This window comes from Haemophilus parainfluenzae (assembly GCF_003252725.1).
Taxonomy (GTDB): domain Bacteria; phylum Pseudomonadota; class Gammaproteobacteria; order Enterobacterales; family Pasteurellaceae; genus Haemophilus_D; species Haemophilus_D parainfluenzae_L.
Window position 1 is genome coordinate 1 of sequence record NZ_QEPO01000002.1, and the last position, 23,234, is coordinate 23,234.

At 38.7% G+C, this 23,234-nt stretch carries 20 protein-coding genes, 2 tRNA genes and 1 rRNA gene; 12 read left to right on the plus strand and 11 right to left on the minus strand.

All coding sequences use genetic code 11. From position 1 onward, the window contains the following. The first annotated feature begins 43 nt into the window (after positions 1-43). A 5S ribosomal RNA gene (gene rrf, locus DPV85_RS02695) occupies positions 44-159 on the plus strand. Positions 160-325: 166 nt separating this feature from the next. On the opposite strand, the gene glnE is transcribed toward rrf, so the two are convergent. From glnE to orn, 8 genes are all read right to left on the minus strand, one after another. Next, positions 326-3,259, minus strand: coding sequence for a bifunctional [glutamate--ammonia ligase]-adenylyl-L-tyrosine phosphorylase/[glutamate--ammonia-ligase] adenylyltransferase (glnE, locus tag DPV85_RS02700; protein WP_111326929.1), 2,934 nt, complete (start codon positions 3,257-3,259; stop codon positions 326-328). A 3-nt stretch (positions 3,260-3,262) separates the two neighbouring features. Then, complete coding sequence (gene miaA, locus DPV85_RS02705) at positions 3,263-4,216, minus strand: tRNA (adenosine(37)-N6)-dimethylallyltransferase MiaA (RefSeq protein ID WP_111326931.1); 954 nt, start codon at positions 4,214-4,216, stop codon at positions 3,263-3,265. Position 4,217: 1 nt separating this feature from the next. Continuing rightward, a complete protein-coding gene (gene mutL / locus DPV85_RS02710; RefSeq protein ID WP_111326933.1) occupies positions 4,218-6,062 on the minus strand; it encodes a DNA mismatch repair endonuclease MutL in 1,845 nt (614 codons plus the stop codon). Between the two features lie 8 nt (positions 6,063-6,070). Beyond that, positions 6,071-7,684: an N-acetylmuramoyl-L-alanine amidase gene (locus DPV85_RS02715; protein ID WP_111326935.1), complete on the minus strand. Its 1,614-nt coding sequence runs from the start codon at positions 7,682-7,684 to the stop codon at positions 6,071-6,073. 11 nt (positions 7,685-7,695) lie between these two features. After that, positions 7,696-8,166 (minus strand): tRNA (adenosine(37)-N6)-threonylcarbamoyltransferase complex ATPase subunit type 1 TsaE, encoded by a 471-nt coding sequence (gene tsaE / locus DPV85_RS02720; RefSeq protein ID WP_049373343.1) that lies wholly within the window; start codon positions 8,164-8,166, stop codon positions 7,696-7,698. A 115-nt stretch (positions 8,167-8,281) separates the two neighbouring features. Continuing rightward, positions 8,282-8,357: transfer RNA gene (locus DPV85_RS02725), tRNA-Gly, on the minus strand. A gap of 20 nt (positions 8,358-8,377) precedes the next feature. After that, a tRNA-Gly gene (locus DPV85_RS02730) sits at positions 8,378-8,453 on the minus strand. 93 nt (positions 8,454-8,546) lie between these two features. Continuing rightward, positions 8,547-9,095, minus strand: a complete 549-nt coding sequence (orn, locus tag DPV85_RS02735; RefSeq protein ID WP_111326937.1) for an oligoribonuclease — start codon at positions 9,093-9,095, stop codon at positions 8,547-8,549. A gap of 75 nt (positions 9,096-9,170) precedes the next feature. On the opposite strand from orn, the gene rsgA reads away from it, so the two are divergent. From rsgA to DPV85_RS02765, 6 genes are all read left to right on the plus strand, one after another. Continuing rightward, a complete protein-coding gene (gene rsgA / locus DPV85_RS02740; RefSeq protein ID WP_111326939.1) occupies positions 9,171-10,208 on the plus strand; it encodes a small ribosomal subunit biogenesis GTPase RsgA in 1,038 nt (345 codons plus the stop codon). Between the two features lie 152 nt (positions 10,209-10,360). Continuing rightward, positions 10,361-10,618, plus strand: coding sequence for a phosphocarrier protein Hpr (gene ptsH / locus DPV85_RS02745; protein ID WP_005695633.1), 258 nt, complete (start codon positions 10,361-10,363; stop codon positions 10,616-10,618). Between the two features lie 78 nt (positions 10,619-10,696). Then, positions 10,697-12,424 (plus strand): phosphoenolpyruvate-protein phosphotransferase PtsI, encoded by a 1,728-nt coding sequence (ptsI, locus tag DPV85_RS02750; RefSeq protein WP_111326941.1) that lies wholly within the window; start codon positions 10,697-10,699, stop codon positions 12,422-12,424. Positions 12,425-12,483: 59 nt separating this feature from the next. Further along, positions 12,484-12,984 (plus strand): PTS glucose transporter subunit IIA, encoded by a 501-nt coding sequence (crr, locus tag DPV85_RS02755; protein WP_049374055.1) that lies wholly within the window; start codon positions 12,484-12,486, stop codon positions 12,982-12,984. Positions 12,985-13,056: 72 nt separating this feature from the next. After that, a complete protein-coding gene (manA, locus tag DPV85_RS02760; protein ID WP_111326943.1) occupies positions 13,057-14,256 on the plus strand; it encodes a mannose-6-phosphate isomerase, class I in 1,200 nt (399 codons plus the stop codon). Positions 14,257-14,375: 119 nt separating this feature from the next. Then, positions 14,376-17,402 (plus strand): glycoside hydrolase family 2 TIM barrel-domain containing protein, encoded by a 3,027-nt coding sequence (locus tag DPV85_RS02765; RefSeq protein ID WP_111326945.1) that lies wholly within the window; start codon positions 14,376-14,378, stop codon positions 17,400-17,402. Positions 17,403-17,459: 57 nt separating this feature from the next. On the opposite strand, the gene DPV85_RS02770 is transcribed toward DPV85_RS02765, so the two are convergent. After that, the gene (locus DPV85_RS02770) at positions 17,460-17,723 is read right to left on the minus strand and encodes a GrxA family glutaredoxin (protein ID WP_005695639.1); all 264 of its coding nucleotides are present in this window, start codon (positions 17,721-17,723) and stop codon (positions 17,460-17,462) included. Positions 17,724-17,853: 130 nt separating this feature from the next. Between DPV85_RS02770 and DPV85_RS02775 the strand changes: the two genes are divergently transcribed. Beyond that, on the plus strand, positions 17,854-18,753 hold the full coding sequence (locus DPV85_RS02775; RefSeq protein WP_111326947.1) for a RimK family alpha-L-glutamate ligase: 900 nt from the start codon (positions 17,854-17,856) through the stop codon (positions 18,751-18,753). Positions 18,754-18,791: 38 nt separating this feature from the next. Here DPV85_RS02775 and DPV85_RS02780 read toward each other — a convergent pair whose 3' ends face one another. After that, positions 18,792-19,394, minus strand: coding sequence for a chalcone isomerase family protein (locus DPV85_RS02780; RefSeq protein ID WP_165816463.1), 603 nt, complete (start codon positions 19,392-19,394; stop codon positions 18,792-18,794). A gap of 111 nt (positions 19,395-19,505) precedes the next feature. Continuing rightward, the gene (gene fumC / locus DPV85_RS02785; protein WP_049366126.1) at positions 19,506-20,900 is read right to left on the minus strand and encodes a class II fumarate hydratase; all 1,395 of its coding nucleotides are present in this window, start codon (positions 20,898-20,900) and stop codon (positions 19,506-19,508) included. 238 nt (positions 20,901-21,138) lie between these two features. Between fumC and DPV85_RS02790 the strand changes: the two genes are divergently transcribed. The 4 genes from DPV85_RS02790 to DPV85_RS02805 all read left to right on the plus strand — a co-directional run bounded on the left by DPV85_RS02790 (position 21,139) and on the right by DPV85_RS02805 (position 23,218). Beyond that, positions 21,139-21,570: a DNA polymerase III subunit chi gene (locus DPV85_RS02790; protein ID WP_049355404.1), complete on the plus strand. Its 432-nt coding sequence runs from the start codon at positions 21,139-21,141 to the stop codon at positions 21,568-21,570. Between the two features lie 31 nt (positions 21,571-21,601). Then, positions 21,602-22,183 (plus strand): hypothetical protein, encoded by a 582-nt coding sequence (locus DPV85_RS02795; protein WP_049366124.1) that lies wholly within the window; start codon positions 21,602-21,604, stop codon positions 22,181-22,183. Between the two features lie 75 nt (positions 22,184-22,258). Next, on the plus strand, positions 22,259-22,564 hold the full coding sequence (gene yqfB / locus DPV85_RS02800; RefSeq protein WP_049374048.1) for a N(4)-acetylcytidine aminohydrolase: 306 nt from the start codon (positions 22,259-22,261) through the stop codon (positions 22,562-22,564). Positions 22,565-22,576: 12 nt separating this feature from the next. Further along, on the plus strand, positions 22,577-23,218 hold the full coding sequence (locus DPV85_RS02805) for a hypothetical protein (protein WP_049374047.1): 642 nt from the start codon (positions 22,577-22,579) through the stop codon (positions 23,216-23,218). Positions 23,219-23,234 lie beyond the last annotated feature (16 nt).

Here is a 23,234-nt window from a genome sequence, read left to right on the forward strand (position 1 = left end):
ATAGCGGAGCAGAGAGAAATAGAAAAGTTATTAAAGGAATAATCCTGGCGGCGATAGAGCGGTGGTCCCACCTGACCCCATACCGAACTCAGAAGTGAAACGCCGATGCGCCGATGGTAGTGTGGGGCTTCCCCATGTGAGAGTAGGACACCGCCAGGTACTGAATGTAGAACCCCGAGCTGAATGGCTTGGGGTTTTTGTTTATGGAGTTTTGTTAAAGATTACTTTGACAATATAAGCGCGGTAGAAAGTTAGGCTTTTTTACGTAGAGAATATATAAAAAGGAGTTTATCCCAAATATCTAGGGATAGACTCCTTTAATCTTTTAAGAAAATAGCTTATTCCAGAAAGAACAAACAAACTCTCTTTCTTCTGCAAATTCCGAATCATCAACAATGACAGGATTCCCTAATAAGTTCAGGTGATGAATTTTATTACGTAGTGTCACGTAGCAGGATTTGAGCTTTTCACATTCTGTGAGAGAAATAATGTGATATTCTGCCATTGAATCAAAGATACGAACGTTATCAGACCATTTGGTTAATATTGGATTATCTGGGGCATTCGCGAGCATCAGATATTGGGCGATAAATTCAATATCAGTAATGCCACCACGATCTGTTTTGATATTAAAAAAGCCTTCTTTTGTATGAGATAAATGGTCGTACATTTTTTCACGCATTTCTCTTACTTCAATTTTTAGCTGATTGATATCTCTTTGAGCAGAAAGTACATTACAGCGAATTTTTTCAAATTCTCCTTTTAATTCAGTTTCACCAAAAATGGCACGACTGCGGACAAGTGCCTGTCTCTCCCATGTCCAAGCTTCATTGAGTTGATAGTTTTCAAATGCTTGAAGCGAACAGCCTAGTAAGCCCGCATCGCCTGAAGGTCGTAATCGCATATCAACATCGTAAAGTATGCCAGCACTGGTATTCATACTAAAGATACTGACAATTTTTTGAGCCAATCTTAAATAGAATTGATTGCTATCAATGGATTTCTTCCCACCAACAGTCACTCCTTCAACAGCTTGGTATAAAAAGACTAAATCCAAATCGGATTTATAACCGAGTTCAATTCCGCCTAATTTGCCGTAGCCAATAACTAAAAAGCCTTTTTCAGTTTTATCTACAAGATGTTCGGGGACCCCAAAGCGTTGACTGACTTGTTGCCAGGCAAAATTGACAACGGCATCAATAATTGCTTCAGCCAGATAAGTGAGATGATCGCTTACTTTCATAACAGGCAATACGCCGAGAATATCAGCGGCTGCAACACGTAATAAAATAGACTGCTTGAATTGGCGTAAACCGTCAATGAATTGCTCTTCATCGTCTTGCGGTAATCGCAGCATATATTGCTTTAATTCGTCAGAATACTGTGTGAATGGCAATGGATTACGTAGCGCTTCAGTATTTAATAATTCATCGAGTAGAATTGGGTGTCGAGCTACTTGTTCGGCAATCATTTGTGATTGCGCACATAGTTCAATAAGCTGCTCAATGGCTTGAGGATTTTCTAAGAGCAATTCCAAATAAGTCGTTCTACTCGCAATTTTATCGACAATATTGAGGATGCGTGGCAATAAAGTGCGGTAATCTTTTTGTTCAAATATTTGGGTGAAGATATTTGGCAATAAGTGAGCTAAAACTTCTCGACCTCTAGAGCCAATAACACGACGAGCGAGAGCATCTTTGAATTGAACAAGTTTATCTAAGATATCAGAAATCGCGTCTTCATCAATGTGATTATCAATCAGCATTTGTTCAATATCGTCGAGATCACTTTCTAAAAAATCAATCCACTGATTACTGTCATCGGTACGTTCATCTTTTTCTTCACCAATTAATGTATCAAAAACTGACCGCACTTTTTGTTGGTGTGCCTGTAATGTTTGATAGAAATCATCCCAGTTTTCAATTAGATAAGATTTTATCGTAGGCTGATTGTTCTCATCTAAATAAGTGTATTCTCGACAAGCAACTATTAATCTAAGACGATTTTCTTCATCTGTTGGCAGTAGTTGAGTTTGTTGATCATCAATGGCTTGTAGCACGTTTTCAGTACGACGAAGGAAGATATAAGCTTCTCTTAATTCATGGTATTGTTGAGGCGTAATTAAACCGAGATCTCGTATTTCAGGGAGAAGTTTAAGCAATTCATGTTGTTGGAGTTTGATCTCTCGTCCACCACGAATTAGCTGAAAAACTTGTACAATAAATTCGATTTCTCGAATCCCGCCTGCGCCTAACTTAATATTGTCTTTTAAGCCACGACGACGCACTTCACGCTCGATTTTACCTTTCATTTCACGTAAAGCTTGAATCACACTAAAATCAATATAGCGTCGATACACAAAGGGGCGAAGTGATTGTTGTAAGGTTTTTACGTTGGGATCTTGCTCATCGGCTCCTAAAATACGCCCTTTGATCATGGCATAGCGTTCCCAGTCTCGCCCTTGATCTTGGTAATATTGCTCCATTGCAGAAAAACTTAAGGCTAGCGCACCGCTGTCACCAAAAGGGCGAAGGCGCATATCTGTACGATAGACAAAACCATCAGGCGTGAATTGATCTAAAGCATTGATCAGACGTTGTCCTAAACGGGTAAAAAATTTGGCGTTATCAACGGCTCGTCTTACCCCAACGGTTTCGCCTTGTGAAGGATAGGTAAAAATTAAATCAATATCAGAGGAGAAATTTAGCTCAAAACCACCTAATTTTCCCATACCAAGAATATAGAGTTGCTGTGGGTTTCCATTTTCATCGCAAGGCGTGCCCATTTCTTCGCAAGCTTGTTTATATAGCCAATCTCTCGCACCAATGATAAGGCTTTCAGCAAGTTGAGAAAGGCAAATAAAAATTTCTTCTACAGTGGCAAGATTCAAGCTTTGACAGAAACTTAGTTTCGCCATTTCTTGATTACGAAAATCCCGTAGTATTTTATAAAGTTGTTCTTCGTTTTGTATGGGCGCGAGTTGTTCTGCTAAACGGCTAGTATAATGTTGACAATCTGAAAATTGAGGAGATGTTTGCCACCATTGAGCTAAAAAGTGCGGGTGTTTTTTTAAGACTTTTTCCAAGAAATCAGACAGACTGATGGCATAGTTTATTTGTCCGATTGGTGTCGTGAGATCTGTTGCATCCCGCTCGATTTGTTGGGTTATTTCATCAAGATTCATTTCAGGGAAATGTTGGCAAAGCACTTCGCCAAGTTGAATGAGTTTTTCAGTCGAAAGCGGAAGTGAAAGCGCCATAATTTACCCCTTAAAATGTTCGTCAATCTTGCGTAATACGATTTCTTTGGCTTGTTGCGGTTGCAGACTATCTAGCCAATTTAATGGTGTTTTCCAGCCGCGTAGCCAGGTGATTTGTCGTTTTGCTAATTGTCGAGTTGCACAAATACCGCGGAAGACCATTTCTTCATGACCATAGTCACCACGTAAATATTCCCACATTTGGCGATAACCCACACATCGGATTGAAGGCAAATCAGGATGGAGATCTTCTCGTTGATAGAGTTTTTCCACTTCTTCTTGGAAGCCTAATTCGATCATTTTATGGAAACGTTGTTCGATACGTTGATGTAACACCGCACGATCTTCTGGTGCAATAGCGAATTGTAAAAATTGATAAGGCAATTCTTCGCCTTTTTGTTCGGTTAATTCCGTTAATGATTTGCCCGTTAAATAGAATACTTCTAATGCACGATTAATACGCTGTGAATCATTTGGATTGATACGATCTGCTGAAACAGGATCAATTTTTTGTAATTCTTGATGAAGTACTGGCCAGCCAAATTTTTGCGCTTTTTCTTCAATTTCTAAGCGTAAATTTTCATCAGCTGATGGAAGAGGAGAAAGTCCTTCAATCAATGCTTTGTAATACAACATCGTGCCGCCAACCAAAAGTGGAATTTTGCCTTGCGCGGTAATATCAGCCATTTCTCTGAGCGCATCGTCACGAAAATTCATCGCAGAATAACTTTCAGCGGGATCTAAAATATCGATTAAGCGGTGAGGAGCAAGAGCAAGTTCTTCTTTATAAGGCTTTGCCGTACCAATATCCATGCCTTTATAAATTAATGCAGAATCGACACTGATCACTTCCACTGGCAGGCTTTGACGTAATTGAATAGCAAGATCTGTTTTTCCTGAGGCCGTCGGTCCCATCAGAAAAAGTGCGGTTGGTTTGGAGTCAGTTTTTTGTGTCATATTACAAATCAGTTAAAAAGGGCTGCCAGTTAATCGGTTTCAGTAATGTATTAAATTTCTCTTGATGAGCTTTATTCAGTAAGCGTTCCGTTTCACTTAATAAACTGACTGCATCTGCTAATACTTGAATCGGTTTCACCTCTAGCGCATGACAAAGTGCGGTCAGAAAATCAGGCATATTTTCTAGATGTTCAGTGAGTAGGCTTACCACACATTTTTGTAAATTTTGTGTACGTAAAACCGTAGGCACTTTGTTTAGAGTGATACGTAGCTGGGCTTCATTTTCAATAAATTCAAAACCACTTTGTTGGAAAAAAGCTTTTTGTTTTTTCCATTGTTCAAATTGTTTTTCATCTAAGCGAAAAATAATCGGGATGAGCAACGGCTGTTGTGAAATTTCACCTTGTTGTAAGGTTAATTCATAATTTAAGGTTTGCAATTTAGCTAATGACATCAAATAAAACTGCTGATTTTGTTGTAAAAGTAATGCTTTATTTTCAATTAATGCTAATGCGCGTAAATAGCCTGGTTCACTTGTTTGTGGGAGTTGTTCAACGATAGATGTTGTTAAAACTTGAGAATTTTCCGCAGGACGTACTAATTCACCATATAAGTGTTGTTCAGTTTTAGTAGGTTGTTCACGATAACCATATGACGGAACGTATTCACTACGGTTTGAAAAGTGCGGTCGATTTTCTGATTGTTTTTCGCGAGGCTGATGATAATTCGAAGCGAAAATATTGTGTCCCGCTGCCGCCCGATTGGGTTTCGGTTCATAGTTAGGTTGATATGAAGCCGAAGGCTCCCTTGCCTCATTTATCGCTGGCGCTAAATCCAATTCAGCTTGAGGAATGGCGTTGAGCGCATTTGTTACGCCTTGGTAGATAAAGTCATGAATTAAGCGAGCTTGATGGAAACGAACTTCGTGTTTTGTTGGGTGCACGTTGACATCGACATCATGTGGATTGAGGTCGATAAAGAGTACAAATGCAGGGTATTGCTCAGTATGTAAATGCTCCGCATAAGCTTGGCGAATGGCGTGGGTGATCACTTTATCGCGTACCATTCGTCCATTGATATAGCAATAGCTCAAATCATTTTGATAACGTGTAAATTCAGGTGTCGCAACCCAACCAGAAAGATGCAGATCATCATGTTTCCAGTCAATGCGTAAGGCATGTTGAACAAAATCATCGCCACAAATGGCGGCAACGCGTTTTAGTTGTTGTTCTTCATTCGTTGCAGGACGATATTGTCGAATAATTTTGCCGTTATGTGTGAGCGTAAAAGCAATATTGAATTTTGCTAAAGCAATTCGGCGAATGACTTCATCAATATGAGTAAATTCTGTTTTATCAGTGCGTAAGAATTTACGACGAGCAGGCGTGTTAAAAAAGAGATTCGCGACTTCAACTGTTGTGCCGATTGGATGAGACGCGGGTTTAATTGTAGTTTCCATCTCTCGCCCTTGTGCATAAACCTGCCACGCTTCATTTTGCTCCGCTGTGCGAGAGGTAAGCGTGAGACGAGAAACTGAGCTGATACTAGCAAGGGCTTCACCGCGGAAACCTAAACTTAAGATGGCTTCGAGATCATCAAGATCGGCAATTTTACTAGTTGCGTGTCGAGCGAGTGCGAGACTTAATTCTTCTTTAGGAATACCGCTGCCATTATCTCGAATACGAATCAGGCTGGCACCGCCGTTTTCGATATCAATATGAATTTTATTGGCACCGGCATCAAGGCTGTTTTCCACCAATTCTTTCACCACAGAAGCAGGGCGTTCGACCACTTCACCTGCGGCAATCTGATTAGCCAGCTGTGGAGAAAGAATTTTGATTGGCATAGGATTCCTTATTTTTCTTTAAGTTTAATTTTTTGCCCAGTCACGACTTTGCCGTTTTTCAATGTTGGGTTCAGTTTTAAAAGACGATTAACCGGTACATTGTATTCACGAGAGATAGCATAGATAGTTTGATCGGCTTTCACTGTATGGTAAAGCGGGGTTTCTTTCTTGCCATTATCTTTCTTCTCATTTCCTTTTGAAGAAGTCTCTTTTTTATCGTTACCTTTTTTCTCAGGCTCTTTTTTACTCTCGGTTTTTTCTTGTTTTTTATCTTTTTTAGAAACCGCTTTTTCAGATTCAACAATCTTGCTGTTTTTTCCTTTGTTATCGGCTTTGGCTTTATCATCCGATTTAGGTTTTTCTTCTACCTTTTTGCCTTTGCCGTTATCCGGAATTTTAATGGTTTCATTTAGCCAAAGTTCTTTACGTTTTAGTTTATTTAATTCAATAATTTCACTGACTTTTACATCGTATTTGTTTGCCAGGCTACCAATGCTTTCACCTGGTTTTACTTTATGACGTACGCCGCTGTCTTTGACATCGGAAGTGCGGTCAGATTTTTCGGTGTTTGTCTCTTCTTTTTTAGTTGGTTCTTCCGCTTTTTTGCTTTTGCCATTATCAGGAATCTTAATGGTTTCATTTAACCAAAGTTCTTTGCGTTTCAGTTTATTTAACTCAATGATTTCACTGACTTTGACATCATATTTGTTTGCTAGGCTACCAATGCTTTCGCCTGATTTCACTTTATGGCGAATACCGCTGTCTTTCACATCGGAAGTGCGGTCAGATTTTTCATTATTTTTGTCGTTTGATTTTGTAGATTTGCTGTCTTGCTCATCACTAGGTGGAACAGCAATTGCTTTTAAATTACCATTGCGATAAGCGACTAAGCCTTCATAAATCATATAAGCAATACGACGACGATAAGCAATGGTATTCAGTTTTTGTTCTTCTTCCATATTGGAAAGGAAACCTGTTTCCACCAGAACAGAAGGAATATCGGGTGAACGCAATACGCCAAGACTTGCATGTTGTGGCGTGCTGCGGCTTAATGAAGTCACGCGAGCAAAGCGACGTAGAATGCTGTTACCAAGTTCATAGCCTGTACGTTGGCTGTGACCAAATTGAAGGTCGAGTACAGTTTGATCTAAATATTTGTCATTGTTATTGGAAAGAACTTTACCGGCTCCGCCTAAAAGCTCAGAGCGTTTTTCATCATCTTCTAACCATTGACCCATTTCATCGTTAGCGCGGCGATTGGATAGCACCCAAACAGATGCACCACGTTGGTCTGCATTAAGAGAGGAGTCGGCATGGATAGACACGAGAAAATTTGCTTTGTATTTACGTGCAATTTCAGAGCGTTCTGGTACAGAAATGTAGTAATCGCTACTGCGTGTTAAGACGCCTTTGAAATTAGGATCTTTATCTAATAAGGCTTTTAATTCTCGAGCAATCGAAAGGGTGACATTTTTTTCATAAATGCCGAGATTTTTTCCGATAGCACCGGGATCTTTACCGCCGTGGCCAGGATCAATAGCAATTGTCCATTGTGGGGCAGCAAATACGGTAGTAGAAATTAGAGAAAATATTCCAAAAAGAAACGAAAATTTTGCTTTCATGTAAATCAATTTTATAGTTGTGTCAGAATATGCTCGCCCACTGAGTTTTGAGCAATTAGCGTAATGTTGCGAGCATCGTCGTAATAGTCAATATTCACCAATAAATCAGCCTCAGGCAAGATACCTTCACCTTTTTCTGCCCATTCGATTAAGCAGATGCAATTTTGGCTGAAATAATCACGAATACCCATAAATTCCAATTCTTCAGGATCGGCAAGACGATATAAATCAAAGTGATAAATCATTTTTCCTGCAATGTTATATTCTTCCACTAAGGTATAAGTAGGACTTTTGACATTGCCTTGGTAGCCTAAACCTTGCACCATTCCACGAGTCAGGGTGGTTTTTCCCGCACCAAGATCGCCATTAAAATAAAGCACAATAGCGTTATCTTTCGGTTGTTTTACAAGCACTTCTGCGAGTTTTTTACCAAAACGGAGCATCGTGCCTTCATCAGGAATGTATTGGGTTAATTCGGTCATTCTTAGAGTGATTTTTTAGGTTAAAGTTTCTGGGGGATTTTATCGTATTTTGAAGGGAATATGTAGGGAAATACAATAAAAAAATCCGCTGCTTTTCAGCAACGGATTGAGAATTTGGAGCGGGAAACGAGGCTCGAACTCGCGACCCCGACCTTGGCAAGGTCGTGCTCTACCAACTGAGCTATTCCCGCAGGGCATTCATGTGAAAATTTGGAGCGGGAAACGAGGCTCGAACTCGCGACCCCGACCTTGGCAAGGTCGTGCTCTACCAACTGAGCTATTCCCGCATTTCACATTGGTGAATGAGGCAACATTATACGAAAAAATTTATTCAACGCAAGCGCAGATTTCGCAAATGATTGAGTTTGCCTAAGTTTTCATCAACCCAGATTAATAAAGTGCTCACGGTAGTAAGCTAACTCTTTAATTGATTCTCGAATATCATCAAGGGCTAGATGGGTACTACCTTTTTTGAACCCGTCTAAAATTTCTGGTTTCCAGCGAGAAGCCAATTCTTTTAATGTGCTGACATCCACATGACGATAATGGAAATAATCGGCTAAATCAGGCATATATTTATAAAGAAAGCGTTTATCTTGTGCGATGCTGTTGCCACAAATCGGTGAAGCACCTTTCGGCACCCAGCGTTTTAAAAAATCTAATGTTTGTAGTTCTGCTGCACGTTCAGTGAGTTTGCTCGCTTTAACACGGTCAACTAAGCCATTTGCTGTGTGGGTTTTTATGCACCATTCCGACATTTTGTTTAATAATTCATCATTTTGATGCACCGCAATCACAGGGCCTTCAGCTAAAATATTGAGATCTTTATCGGTCACAATGGTCGCGATTTCAATAATGCGTTCTTTTTCAGGATCCAATCCTGTCATTTCTAAATCGATCCAAATCAGATTTTGTTTATCTAATTGCATAATATAAGGTATCCTATAAACATTTTTAATCCCGTTTATTTTAACGAAAAACATCAGAAAAAACGACCGCACTTTATGAGCAAACGTAAACTAACGCAAAATCAAACTCGTCGAATTCAATCAAATAACGCGAAAGCCTTGCATCGCCACAAGAAGAAAGAAGTGGAATGGCAAGATGATATGCTAGGTGAAAGCCAAGATGGGGTAGTTGTTACGCGTTATTCGGTTCATGCAGATGTGGAAAATGCACAAGGCGAAATTTTCCGTTGTAATTTACGTCGAACACTTTCTAGTCTCGTGGTTGGAGATAAAGTGATTTGGCGACAAGGCAATGAACAGCTCCAAGGTGTGAGTGGGGTGATTGAAGCCATTCACCCAAGGCAAAATGAAATTGCTCGTCCAGATTACTATGATGGGCTGAAACCAATCGCGGCCAATATCGATCGTATTATTATTGTTTCTGCGGTGGTGCCGGTACTTTCACTCAATATTATCGATCGTTATTTAGTGGTATGTGAAAATGCCGGGATCGAACCTGTCATTGTAGTGAATAAAGGTGATTTACTAGATGCCGAGCAAGAGCGGGAAGTGGAAAGCCAATTACAGATTTACCGTGATATTGGTTATCAGACCATCATCATTTCAGCTGAAACCGGAAAAAATATGGAAAAATTAACCTCACTTTTAAGTGATGGCACATCCATTTTTGTGGGGCAATCAGGGGTAGGCAAATCCAGTTTAATTAACCATATTTTACCGACAGTCAATGCGCAAGTCGGTGGCATCAGCGAAACCTCTGGTTTGGGTCAACATACCACAACCTCTTCTCGTTTATACCATTTGCCACAAGGCGGTAATTTGATTGACTCACCAGGGATTCGTGAGTTTGGTTTATGGCATTTGGAGCCAGACCAAATCACCAAAGGCTATCGTGAATTTCAATATGTCTTAGGTACATGTAAATTCCGAGATTGTAAGCATTTGAACGATCCTGGCTGTGCATTACGTGAGGCTGTTGAAGCAGGTCGGATTTCACCGATACGCTATGAGAATTATCATCGCCTCATTGAAAGTTTGAGTGAGACGAAATCACAGCGTCATTTTTCTGTGTAGTAGACAAATTACTATAAATTAGGTATAAATTACCCCAAATTTCGTGACGTAGCTCAAGTTTTTTTGTGTTTAGCCTTGATTATTGGGCATTTAATAGAGATACTACAGCGGATTTATAGACTAAATTTTACAATTACTATAGAGGTAACATTATGTTCTCAAAAGATGTAGAAATTACAGCTCCTAATGGTTTACACACCCGTCCAGCGGCGCAATTTGTAAAAGAAGCGAAAGCATTTGCTTCTGATGTAACAGTGACCTCCGGTGGAAAAAGTGCAAGTGCGAAGAGCCTATTTAAGCTACAAACCTTAGGCTTGACGCAAGGAACTGTAATCACCATCTCGGCGGAAGGTGAAGACGAACAACAAGCCGTTGAACATTTAGTGGCATTAATTCCTACTTTAGAATAATTGACGATAGCCATAGGATTTCTATTCTATGGCTATTGTTTATCTAACCTTTAATAAATTATCTCGGAAGGTAAAAGTATGATTACAGGTATTCCAGCGTCACCAGGTATCGTTTTTGGTAAAGCCTTAGTATTAAAAGAAGAAAAAATTGTTCTTGATACGCAAAAAATTTCAGAAGATCAAGTTGAGGCAGAGGTTGCCCGTTTTTATGCTGGTCGTGAAGCTGCTGTTGAGCAACTTAATTCTATTCATCAACGTGCATTAAAATCCTTAGGTGAAGAAAAAGCGGCCATCTTTGAAGGCCATTTAATGATCCTTGAAGATGAAGAGTTAGAAGAGGAAATTATTGATTATCTTCGTTCAAACAAAGTGAATGCGAGTGTGGCAGCAAGTAAAATCATCGATCAACAAGTTGAAATGTTATCTGAAATTGATGATGAATACTTAAAAGAACGTGCGGGTGATATTCGCGATATAGGTAATCGTTTAATCAAAAATATTTTAGGCATGCATATTGTGGATCTTGGTGATATTACCGAAGAATCCATCCTTGTGGCTTACGATTTAACTCCATCAGAAACTGCTCAATTAAACTTAGAAAAAGTATTAGGTTTTATCACTGATATAGGTGGTAGAACATCACACACCTCTATTATGGCTCGTTCACTTGAATTGCCGGCCATTGTTGGGACAAATAATGTCACTGCGCGAGTGAATACCGGTGATTATCTTATTTTAGATGCCGTGAACAATCGTGTTTACGTGAATCCGACTCAAGCTGAAATCGATGAATTAAAAACACTAGAGGCAAAACTTGCTGAAGAAAAAGCAGAATTAGCGAAATTAAAAGATTTGCCTGCAGTGACCCTTGATGGTCATAAAGTCGATGTGGTAGCCAATATTGGTACGATTCGTGATTGTGAAGGTGCACATCGTAATGGTGCTGAAGGTGTAGGTTTATACCGTACAGAATTCCTCTTTATGGATCGTGATCAATTACCGAGCGAAGAAGAGCAATTCATTGCTTATAAAGAAGTGGTTGAAGCAATAGAAGGGCGTCTAGTGGTATTACGTACCATGGATATCGGTGGTGACAAAGAGCTTCCATATTTAAATTTACCAAAAGAAATGAACCCATTCTTAGGATGGCGAGCGGTGCGTATTGCCCTTGATCGTCGTGAGATTTTACACGCACAATTAAGAGCGGTATTACGTGCGTCTGCATTTGGTAAACTTGCCGTGATGTTCCCAATGATTATTTCGGTAGAAGAAATTCGCGAATTAAAATCTGTATTGGAAACCTTAAAAGCAGAATTACGTGCAGAAGGTAAAGCTTTTGATGAAAACATCCAAGTGGGTGTCATGGTTGAAACGCCATCCGCAGCGGTGAATGCGAAATTCTTAGCGAAAGAAGTGGATTTCTTCAGTATTGGTACAAACGACTTAACGCAATATACCTTAGCTGTTGACCGCGGTAACGAATTGATTTCTCACTTATATAACCCAATGTCACCTTCAGTACTAGGATTGATCAAACAAGTGATTGATGCCTCTCACGCTGAAGGTAAATGGACAGGGATGTGTGGTGAGTTAGCCGGTGATGAACGCGCGACCTTATTGTTACTTGGTATGGGCCTAGATGAATTTAGTATGAGTGCAATTTCTGTGCCACGTATTAAAAAATTAATTCGTCATGTGAATTATCAAGAGGTGAAAGCCTTAGCTGATGAAGCATTACAAAAACCAACTACTACTGAAATTGAGCAATTAATTCAAGCTTTTTTAGCAGAAAAATCGTTAAACTAGATACAAAAACAGAGTTTTACGTTAAAATACTAGCCATCTTTAATAGATAGGAGATTAAAATGGGCTTATTTGACAAATTATTTGGTTCAAAAGAAAACAAAACAGTGGAAGTCGAAATTTATGCGCCACTTTCTGGTGAGATTGTAAATATCGAAGATGTACCAGATGTTGTTTTCTCTGAAAAAATCGTGGGTGATGGTATCGCGATTCGCCCAACAGGTAACAAAATTGTGGCGCCTGTTGATGGTGTAATTGGTAAAATTTTTGAAACCAACCACGCTTTCTCAATGGAATCAAAAGAGGGTGTTGAATTATTCGTTCACTTCGGTATTGATACCGTTGAATTAAAAGGTGAAGGATTCACTCGCATCGCACACGAAGGTCAAAGTGTAAAACGCGGCGACACTGTAATCGAATTTGATTTAGCAACATTAGAATCAAAAGCAAAATCAGTTTTAACACCAGTGGTTATCTCTAACATGGATGAAATTTCATCTATCGAGAAAAAATCGGGTGAAGTGATTGCTGGAGAATCTGTTGTTTTAAGTTTAACAAAATAAGATTTACTGACTAAAAGATCCGCTTTAAATGAGCGGATTTTTTTATACTTATTCTTTTTAAAGAAGGTAAAAATGATTTATCGATTAACTGGCCAAGTACAGCATTATGCTTGGGGCGGAAAAAATTATATTGCATCATTGATTGGATTAAATTCAGCGAAAGATCAACCTTGTGCGGAGTGGTGGTTAGGCGCGCATCCATCAGTACCTTCTGAAATTGAGAATGTAACAGGTAAACAATCCCTTATTGAATTTTTATCGCAAAATCCGACCGCACTTGGGCAAGTAAGTCGTCAGCAATTTGGTGATGAACTCTCTTATTTGTTAAAGATTTTAGATGTTGAAAAGCCGTTATCGATTCAATTGCATCCAACTAAATCGCAAGCTAAAAAGGGCTTTGAGGCTGAGAATGCAAAAGGCGTGCCATTAACAGACAGCACGCGGACTTATAAAGATAGAAATCACAAACCAGAAATGATGATTGCCTTATCAGATTTTTGGCTTTTACACGGTTTTAAAACAAAGGATCAAATTCTTGCGACATTAAATTCGCGCCCCTCTTTGCAACCTTTGGCTGAAAAACTTGGCACACAAAGCCTTGCTGAATTTTATGCGGATGTAATGTTGGCGGATCAATCCAGGCTTGCAAATTGGCTATTACCTATTATTGAAGCTAATCAACAGTCTTATAAAAATGGTGAGTTGGGGCTAGATAACCCCGATTATTGGGTGCTTTATACCATGGAGGCCATGGCGATTTCGCCTGAAAAATTAGATGCCGGCTTGGTGTGTTTTTATCTCTTTAATATTGTGCATTTAAAAGACGGAGAGGGCATTTTCCAAGATGCGGGTATTCCTCATGCTTACCTTCGCGGACAAAACGTGGAGTTAATGGCATGTTCTGATAATGTGATTCGTGGTGGATTAACACCAAAATATGTCGATATTGTCGAATTATTAAAAATTGTAGATTGTCGTGAAGTAACACCTCAAATTATCTCAGCCGCACCTCAAAATCAGTCAGAATTTACTTATAAAACGCCAGTAAAAGACTTTGCTTTAGCTCAAATTCGTGTCGAACCCGAAAAGCATACTAAAGTGAATCTTCAAAGTGCAGGCATCTTGTTAGTGATGCAAGGCGAGCTTAAAATTCAAGAAAAATCAACCGCACTTACCTTAAAACAAGGTGAGTCAGCATTCATTACAGCGGATTCTAATGTTGAAATAATGAGTGAAAAAGGCGGTTATGCCTTCTTGGCAAAATTGCCATAAAAATTAATGTGATAAGTATCACGATTTGTGAACTTATCGCTAGATTCATCGAAGATTTTAGGTATAGTGGCGTCATTCAGGCGCCTTTTTTATGTGGCTAAATTGCATTGGGAGTTTTTATGTCGTTGCCTCGTTATTTTGAAGATCCACAAACCTTACATGTGAATACCACACCAGATCATGCTTATTTTATTCCTTTTTCTTCAACAGAAAGTGAGGTCAAAAAGACACGAGAATTTTCCCCTTACTTTACCTTACTAAATGGTGAATGGGATTTTGCTTATTTTGAAAGCTATACTCACTTGCCTCAAGATTTCCTTCATTTTTCATTTACAGATAAAATCCCCGTCCCTTCCAATTGGCAAAATCATGGTTACGATAATCATCAATATACCAACGTAAATTATCCTTTCCCTTTTGATCCGCCTTATGTGCCCATTGAAAATCCTTGTGGTTTATATCATCGCGTTTTTAATGTCAAAATCAATGCTGAAAAACGGTATCTCTTAAATTTTGAAGGGGTAGATAGTTGCTTATTTGTCTATGTGAATCACCAATTTGCGGGCTACAGCCAAATTAGTCATTGCACCAGTGAATTTGATATTACTGACTTTTTACAACAAGGAGAAAACCACTTACATGTTCTCGTGTTGAAATGGTGTGATGGCAGTTACTTGGAAGACCAAGACAAATTCCGAATGTCTGGTATTTTTCGAGATGTTTATCTGTTAGAGCGAGAAAAAAATTACTTACAAGATTTCTTCATTCAAACACAATTTAATCAAGAACTTACCAAGGCCCAATTGTATGTAGCATGTCAGTTTGCAGAACGCGAACAACCCATTTCTTGGCAATTATTTGATCCTCAAGGCAAATTGATAACAGAACAAAAAGGGCGTGCCTTTCATGCTGAAATTGAAAATGTACAATTATGGCATGCGGAGAACCCTCGTTTATACACGTTGATTTTGCAATATGGATCAGAAGTGATTTGTCAAAAGGTCGGCTTGCGTCATATTGAAGTCAAAAATGGTGTCATGCTATTTAATGGACAAGCGATTAAGTTTAAAGGTGTTAATCGTCATGATAGCGATCCGAAAACGGGTTATGTCATTAGTCGAGAGCAAGCATTACAAGATTTACGCTTAATGAAACAGCATAATTTTAATGCCATTCGCACAGCCCACTATCCGAATGCACCTTGGTTTACTGAGTTGTGTGATGAATATGGTTTTTATGTGATTGCGGAAAGTGATATCGAATCACACGGCACGAATACAGTCTATGTAGAGTCGCCAGAAACAAGTATTTTGTTAGGGGTAAAAACAGAGATTGATCATGACGCAATTCGTCAAAAAACAATCGACAATTATTGCTATATGGCTCGAAGTCCTGAATTTAATCAAGCCATTTTAGACCGCACTGATGCCAATATTGAGCGAGATAAAAATCGGCCTTCTGTTGTGATTTGGTCATTAGGCAATGAGAGTGGTTATGGTGAGAATTTTGAGCAAGCGGCCGCTTGGGTAAAACAACGCGATCCAAGTCGCTTAGTGCATTATGAAAATGCGATATTTCAACATTCAGCGCATCAAAATGACACATCCAATTTAGATTTTCATAGCGAAATGTACACCAGTACGGAAGAATTGGATGCTTATTTTGCCGATGCCAAAAATCAAAAGCCGTATCTTTTTTGTGAATATTTGCATGCGATGGGGAATTCTTGCGGAGACACGGAAGATTATTTCCAAGCTATGGAAAGACATGCTGGCGCTTGTGGTGGCTTTGTGTGGGAGTGGTGCAATCATTCCCCTTATTTGCTAAACTCAAGCAAGATGGGCTATGGCGGGGATTTTAATGACACACCGAATGACGGTAATTTTTGTGCTGATGGATTAGTCACGGCAGACCGCCAAATTCAAAGCAATTTGTTGGAATACAAAAATGTGTACCGCCCACTTCGAGCTGCATTAAAAAATAGTCATATTGAACTCAAAAATTATTTGGATTTTACGGATGCGGCAGAGGCTATTTCGATTCATTATCAAATCACCGAGGACTTTTCTGTTGTACAAGAAGGCCAAATAGATGATTTAAAAATTGCGCCAAAATCAACCGCACTTTTACCTTTACCATTGCCAGCAAGTAACGGTTCATTACAAATTTTGACCTTGACCTATCATCAAAAAACAGAAACAGGTTTAATTCCTCAAGGACATAGTTTAGGATTTGATCAGATTATTTTGTCGGCGCAATCACATTTATTCGCTGATGAGATCAAATCAAATATCCAATCGATTTCTGTTTCAGAATATGCCAATTTAATTTCAGTTAAAGCAGCAGATATTGAATACCAGTTTGATCAATATAAAGGCACTATTCAACAAATTCGTAAAGCTGGCGAGCCTTGGTTGAATCAACCTGCCGATTTTAATATTTGGCGAGCGCCTTTGGATAACGATAGTTTAATGAAAGCACATTGGCTTGCTGCGGGTTACGATCGTGCGACGAGTAGAGTCTATGATTACCGTTTAATCGAGCAGGAAAGTGCGGTTGAAATTACCTTTAAATTAGGATTGGTTGCCGTATCAAAAGCGCGAATTTTGACATTGAATGTGGCGTATCGTATTGAACAAAATGGGTTGCTTCAGATTAATATTCATGCTGAAAAACAACCGCACTTGCCATTCTTACCACGTTTTGGCTTACGTTTTTTCCTTAATCAAGGATTTAACCAAGTTGAGTATGTGGGCTATGGCCCAACGGAAAGTTATCTGGATAAACATCACTCCACGGCTTTCGGTCGTTATAAGACAACACCAGAAAGCAATCATGTGCCTTATTTAAAACCACAAGAAAATGGCAGCCATTATGGTTGTCTTGATGTGAAGGTGGCGAATTCGTCTGATTGCTTTACCGTGCAAAGTCATACGCCTTTTAGTATGAATGTTTCCCCTTACTCTCAAGAAGAATTGGGCAGTAAAAAGCACCAATATGATTTGGAGAAAAGTGGCAGTACAATCTTGTGTGTGGATTATAAAATGAGTGGGGTAGGTTCTAACTCTTGTGGACCCGCATTAAAAGAACAATATCGTTTGAATGAGACAGAGTGGGATTGGTCGATCTCGTTACAAATTAACTAAGATGAAATAAAAAAAGTGCGGTTGAAATTAACCGCACTTTTATATTTTTAGCAATAATTAAGCAACAACGTTAAATTGTTCTTTCATTAATGCTTCGAAATCAGTGCAACCGCCAATTGGTTTTTCATCGATAAAGATTTGTGGCACAGTTTCCACTTCTTTACCGACAGATTTTGATAAATCTGCTTTAGAAATGCCTTCAGCGATAATATCTACATAGCGATAATCGAAATCCGCTACTTCACCTTTTAATTTTTCAGCAAGGTTTTTTGCACGTACACAATAAGGGCAGCCTGGACGACCAAAAATAACTACGAACATAAAATTTTCCTTTTATTTAAACAAAATTCCTAATGATTTTACTCTATTTCCACAAAAGCAGAAATCATTTTTCAGGATTATTGTGATTGGTGTAATATATCAACTCCTCTTTTCCTAAGGGTATAACTGAATGAAATTATTGATGCTTTGCCGTGAGCCTCGCCTTTATAGCTGCCAGCGTTTAAAAGAAGCAGCAGAAAGTTGCGGGCATCAAATGGATATTTTGGATCCTAATCGTTGCATTTTAAAACTCGACAAAAATCAACCGCACTTTTCTTTGTATTATCAACAAAATGCAGAAAGTGAGCTTTATTTATTGCCTGATTATGATGCTGTGCTACCACGCTTTGGGACGACAAGCACCCAAATGGGCTGTGCGGTATTGCGTCATTTACAAGGAAAAGGTGTCTATTGTCTTAATAAAGAACAAGCGTTTTTAGCTGCACGCGATAAATGGCGCAGTTTGCCGATGTTATTGGAACAAGGTATTGCAGTACCGAATTCAGTTTTATCCGGTTGTGAAGTTGAGCCGAAACAAGCCATTAAGCAAACAACCGCTCCAATGATTATTAAAACCTTAAAAGGCTCACAAGGTATTGGGGTAATCTTGGCTGAACGTCCACAAAGTGCGGTCAGTATTTTAGAAACGTTAAAAGATGCGAATGTCCCCGTCTTGTTACAAGATTTTGTCGAAGAGGCAAAAGGGACAGATATTCGCTGTTTTGTAATCGGCGATAAAGTCGTCGCCACAATGCAGCGTATTGGACAAGATGGCGAGTTTCGTGCAAATTTTCATCGTGGAGGCACTGCAGAAAAAGTTAAACTCACTGAAGAGGAAAAATCCATCGCCATTCGTGCAACTAAAGCTTTAGGGCTTGCGGTAGCTGGTGTTGATTTGATTCGTTCAAAAGAAGGGTTATTGGTGCTGGAAGTAAATGCTAGCCCAGGGTTAGAAATGATTGAGAAAACCAGTGGCATTGATATTGCATTGCAGATGATCTTGTTTTTAGAACAGCAAGTGAAACAATAAAAGAAAAGGGCGAACTATATTATGTTCGTCCTTGTTGTTTATCCTTTTGCGTCTTGTTTAAAATCGTAATTTGGTGGTAATTCCGGCATCGTATTTTCTTCATCAAAAGGCTCGCTTGCTGGTTGATGTTGAAATTCTTTGCTATCATGAGCCGGTTTTTCTTTACCTAATAATTGCGGTTGTAATTTGATAAAACTACTTTTGTCTGAAAGCCATACATCAATAAACGCTTGTGTAAATTTTTGATCAAATTCGTGATCTAACACCGTGTCATTTAATACAAAATAGCCTTTATCCGATAAAGCAACAAAATTTAAGATGTCGTTTGGTGAAAAATCAGGGAAGATTTCCTGCATTTTTTTGAGCCATGCAGTAGTGTCATCTTTACTTAAATTTTGTGATTCCATTTCTTTGGTTAAAGCAATGGCGAAGTTTTTTCCTTCTACTGGTTTTTCATATTTAATCGAAAACATTAACGGACGTTCATTTTTTTCATAGGAACCCGTTTCAGAATATAAGCCGACAGTGTAAACATGGAATGGCCCCCATGTATATTCAGCATTGCCGACAGGTTGCCATTGGGCAAAAAGTGCGGTGGAAAATAAGGCTGAAATAGCAGCAATAATAAATTTCAGTTTCATAGTTTTTTTCATATCAAAAATATTGCCGTGATTATAACAAAAAAGCCCTCTAAAAAAACACAAATAAAAAGGCAGGAATACCTGCCTTTGACATCAAATTATTGGGGGAGTTTATTTTAAGCTACCCACCATATCTTCTGGACGAACCCATTTGTCGAAATCTTCGGCTGAAACTAAGCCTAAGTTAATCGCTTCTTCACGCAAGGTTGTACCATTTTTGTGTGCAGTTTTCGCAATTTTCGCTGCATTTTCGTAACCAATGTGTGTATTAAGTGCGGTTACTAACATCAATGAATTTTCCAATTGTTGTTTAATGCGTGGGTAGTTTGGTTGAATACCGGTTGCACAGTGCTCATCAAATGATACGCACGCATCACCCAATAATTGTGCAGATTGTAAGAAATTCGCCACCATGACAGGGTTAAATACGTTTAATTGGAAATGACCTTGTGAGCCAACGAAAGAGATAGTGGTATCGTTACCGAATACTTGTGCACATACCATGGTTAATGCTTCACATTGAGTTGGGTTCACTTTACCCGGCATGATTGAAGAACCTGGTTCATTTTCAGGAATTAAGATTTCACCGATACCAGAACGAGGGCCAGACGCTAATAAACGAATGTCGTTTGCAATTTTGAATAAGCTCATCGCTAATTGTTTAATTGCACCGTGAGTTTCCACAATCGCATCGTGTGCGGCTAACGCTTCAAATTTGTTTTCTGCAGTCACAAATGGTAAGCCAGTGAATTTTGCAATGTAATCTGCTACTTTCACATCATAGCCTTTTGGTGTGTTTAAACCAGTACCTACTGCAGTACCACCAAGTGCTAATTGACTTAAGTGTGGAAGGGTGTTTCTTAGTGCACGTAAACCGAAATCTAATTGTGCTGCATAAGCAGAGAATTCTTGACCTAATGTTAATGGGGTTGCATCCATTAAGTGAGTACGGCCAATTTTTACCACATCTTTAAATTCTGCTGATTTTTTAGCGAACGTTTTTTGTAAACGTTCTACACAAGGAATGGTGTGTTCAACCACTTTTTTGTATGCCGCAATGTGCATTGCAGTTGGGAAAGTGTCATTTGAAGATTGGGATTTGTTCACGTCATCATTTGGATGGATGAATGATTTTTCACCTAATTTACCACCATGTAAAACGTGAGCACGGTTTGCCACCACTTCGTTCACGTTCATGTTTGATTGTGTACCTGAACCAGTTTGCCAAATGACCAATGGGAATTGGTCATCCAATTTCCCTGCAAGGATTTCATCACAGGCGGTTGCGATCAAATCACGTTTCTCTGCAGGTAATACACCTAAATCACAGTTTGCGAAAGCAGCGGCTTTTTTCAAATAACCGAACGCTTCAATAATTTCGTGCGGCATAGAAGCTGCCGGACCAATTTTGAAGTTGTTGCGAGAACGTTCGGTTTGTGCTGCCCAGTATTTATCTGCAGGAACTTGAACTTCGCCCATAGTGTCTTTTTCAATACGAAATGCCATGTGATACTCCTATCATCGAAAATAAAAATAAATCTTCGAAATTCTAACACCTACGAGTTATGAATGGAATGTAACATAAAGGTTAAAAGTTACTTTTGTGATGTAGATCATAAAAGTACGGTAAAAAATTTTCGTGTTTTTTCTATTTGCGTTAATCACCTTGTTGATGATTTATTTTTTAGTGCTTTTTTGATAAAATCCGCCAGTTTACAAAACGATAAATGGAGAAGTCGCAATCATGGCAAAAAACGCACAATTTTATCTCTTAAATCCAGAAAAGAAGATAACAGTTGAGCAACTTGCCTGTGATCTTGCCGCTCAAGCGTGGCGTTTAGGCAAGCGAGTGTTAATCGCGTGCGAAACAGAAGAGCAAGCATTTTTAATTGATGAAGCATTATGGCAACGGGATCCGAATGAGTTTGTTCCTCATAATCTTTCGGGCGAAGCAACACAATATGCACCGCCAATTGAGATTAGTTGGAAAGGCAAACGCAATGCCCAACGTCGAGATTTGCTGATCAATTTACAAATGGAAGTGCCAGATTTTAGTCACAGCTTTACACAATTAATTGATTTTGTACCGGTAGAAGAAACGCAAAAAGCCCAAGCGCGTGAACGTTATAAAATTCTCCGCTCGCAAGGTTGGACGCTTTCTACTGAAAACACTTAATATTTTTAACTTTAAAACCTAGGAAATTAACATGAATTTAAACGCTAAAGTGGCTTTAAGCCTTATTCTTGGCGCAAGCACCTTATTATCTGCTTGTGACAATAAAGAAAATACCTCAACCCAAGTTGAGAAAGCCGTAAGAGTACCTGCACCAACAGAAAAAGCAGAAAGTGCGGTTGAAAAATCAAAAGGATTAGTGGCTGAAACTAAATCAGCCGAAAAAGTCGCTGAGAAAACAGAAAGCACAGAAGTTAAAGCTGACGCAAAAAAAGCCGATGTAAAATCTGACGCAGTGAAAGCTGAAGTTAAAAAAGAGGCGAAAGCGGATGATGTGGTAGAAAAAGTATCTGAGAAAAAAGAAACGGTTGTTGCTCAACAAGCGGCAACTGCTCAGAAACCACGCGTAATTCCTGCTGAAAAAGCATCGAAAGAAAGTGCTAAGCATAATCAGAAAAAAGCGGTATTGAATGTGTTAGAAAAACAATATAAACAAGTTCGTTGTTCTGCCGATGCGAAAAACGTAAGCGGTGATAGTTTCTGCCGTCAAGAAGAACGCCGTTTATTCTTAGAAATTCAACGCATTAAAGATGAATTAAGAGGGATTAAGGCATAATCTTATTCTTACCAATATGAGGACGTGATCAATTCGCCCTCAAAATAAAAAATAGATTTTTTGTGACCGCACTTTATGAACGATATTACCTTTTATCAACGCTTCGAAGCCGATATTCTCGCCGGGCGTAAAACCATCACGATTCGAGATAAATCCGAAAGCCATTTTAAAGTTGGTGATATTTTACGTGTTGGTCGATTTGAAGATAATCAATACTTCTGCACGATTAAAGTATTAAGTGTTGAGCCGATCATGCTTGATAATCTAACAGAACAGCACGCAGCTCAGGAAAATATGAGTTTGGCTGAATTGAAAGAGGTGATTAAGGCGATTTATCCTAGTGAAGATAAGTTCGTATTAATCAATTTTAAGATAAAATAATCAGAGGGAATCATGTATATAAAATATATTAGACTGATTTTATTGCTTCCTATTTTTCAGTCGTTGTCTGCATGTCTTAGTTTCGATGGGATATATCCGAAGTATAAAGATTATGAAGGTAGTGACTATGGCACGTTAAGTGTAAAAAATTACGCAACTCATCTTATAACTATTTATAAGAAAGATGATGTTAAGCAATGTTTAGTACAAGATGGCCCTCGAAGAGTTTTAGTTTTACGTGAGCTTTTTCTACCTCATTTTCAAAATGGGGTATTTAATAATTCACCATTTAAAGACTCCGAAAAATATTTATCTGAAAGTAGAGTAAAGGCTGGATCTTATGTGCAATTAACAAAAAGATCTAATAATTCCAATATAAGCTCTCAAACTTTTAAATTTATTATTGAGAATAAAGGGTATTATTATTTTCAACGAATAGCTAATAAACCTATACCTATTTTAAAGATGGATGAGGATATTAATGAGATTTTCTATCTTTTGCCGGATAAAAATGGGACTTATAAAAAGGATACCTATAGTGAAACAACAAAGAGACATTATACATTAGATGGATTACTCAGCGAAAATGATACTATTATTCGTTATAAGAATGAAATTCCCGCAAAGAAATGGGATCTTCCTGAATGTGAGTAGTTAGATTATAAGTTAG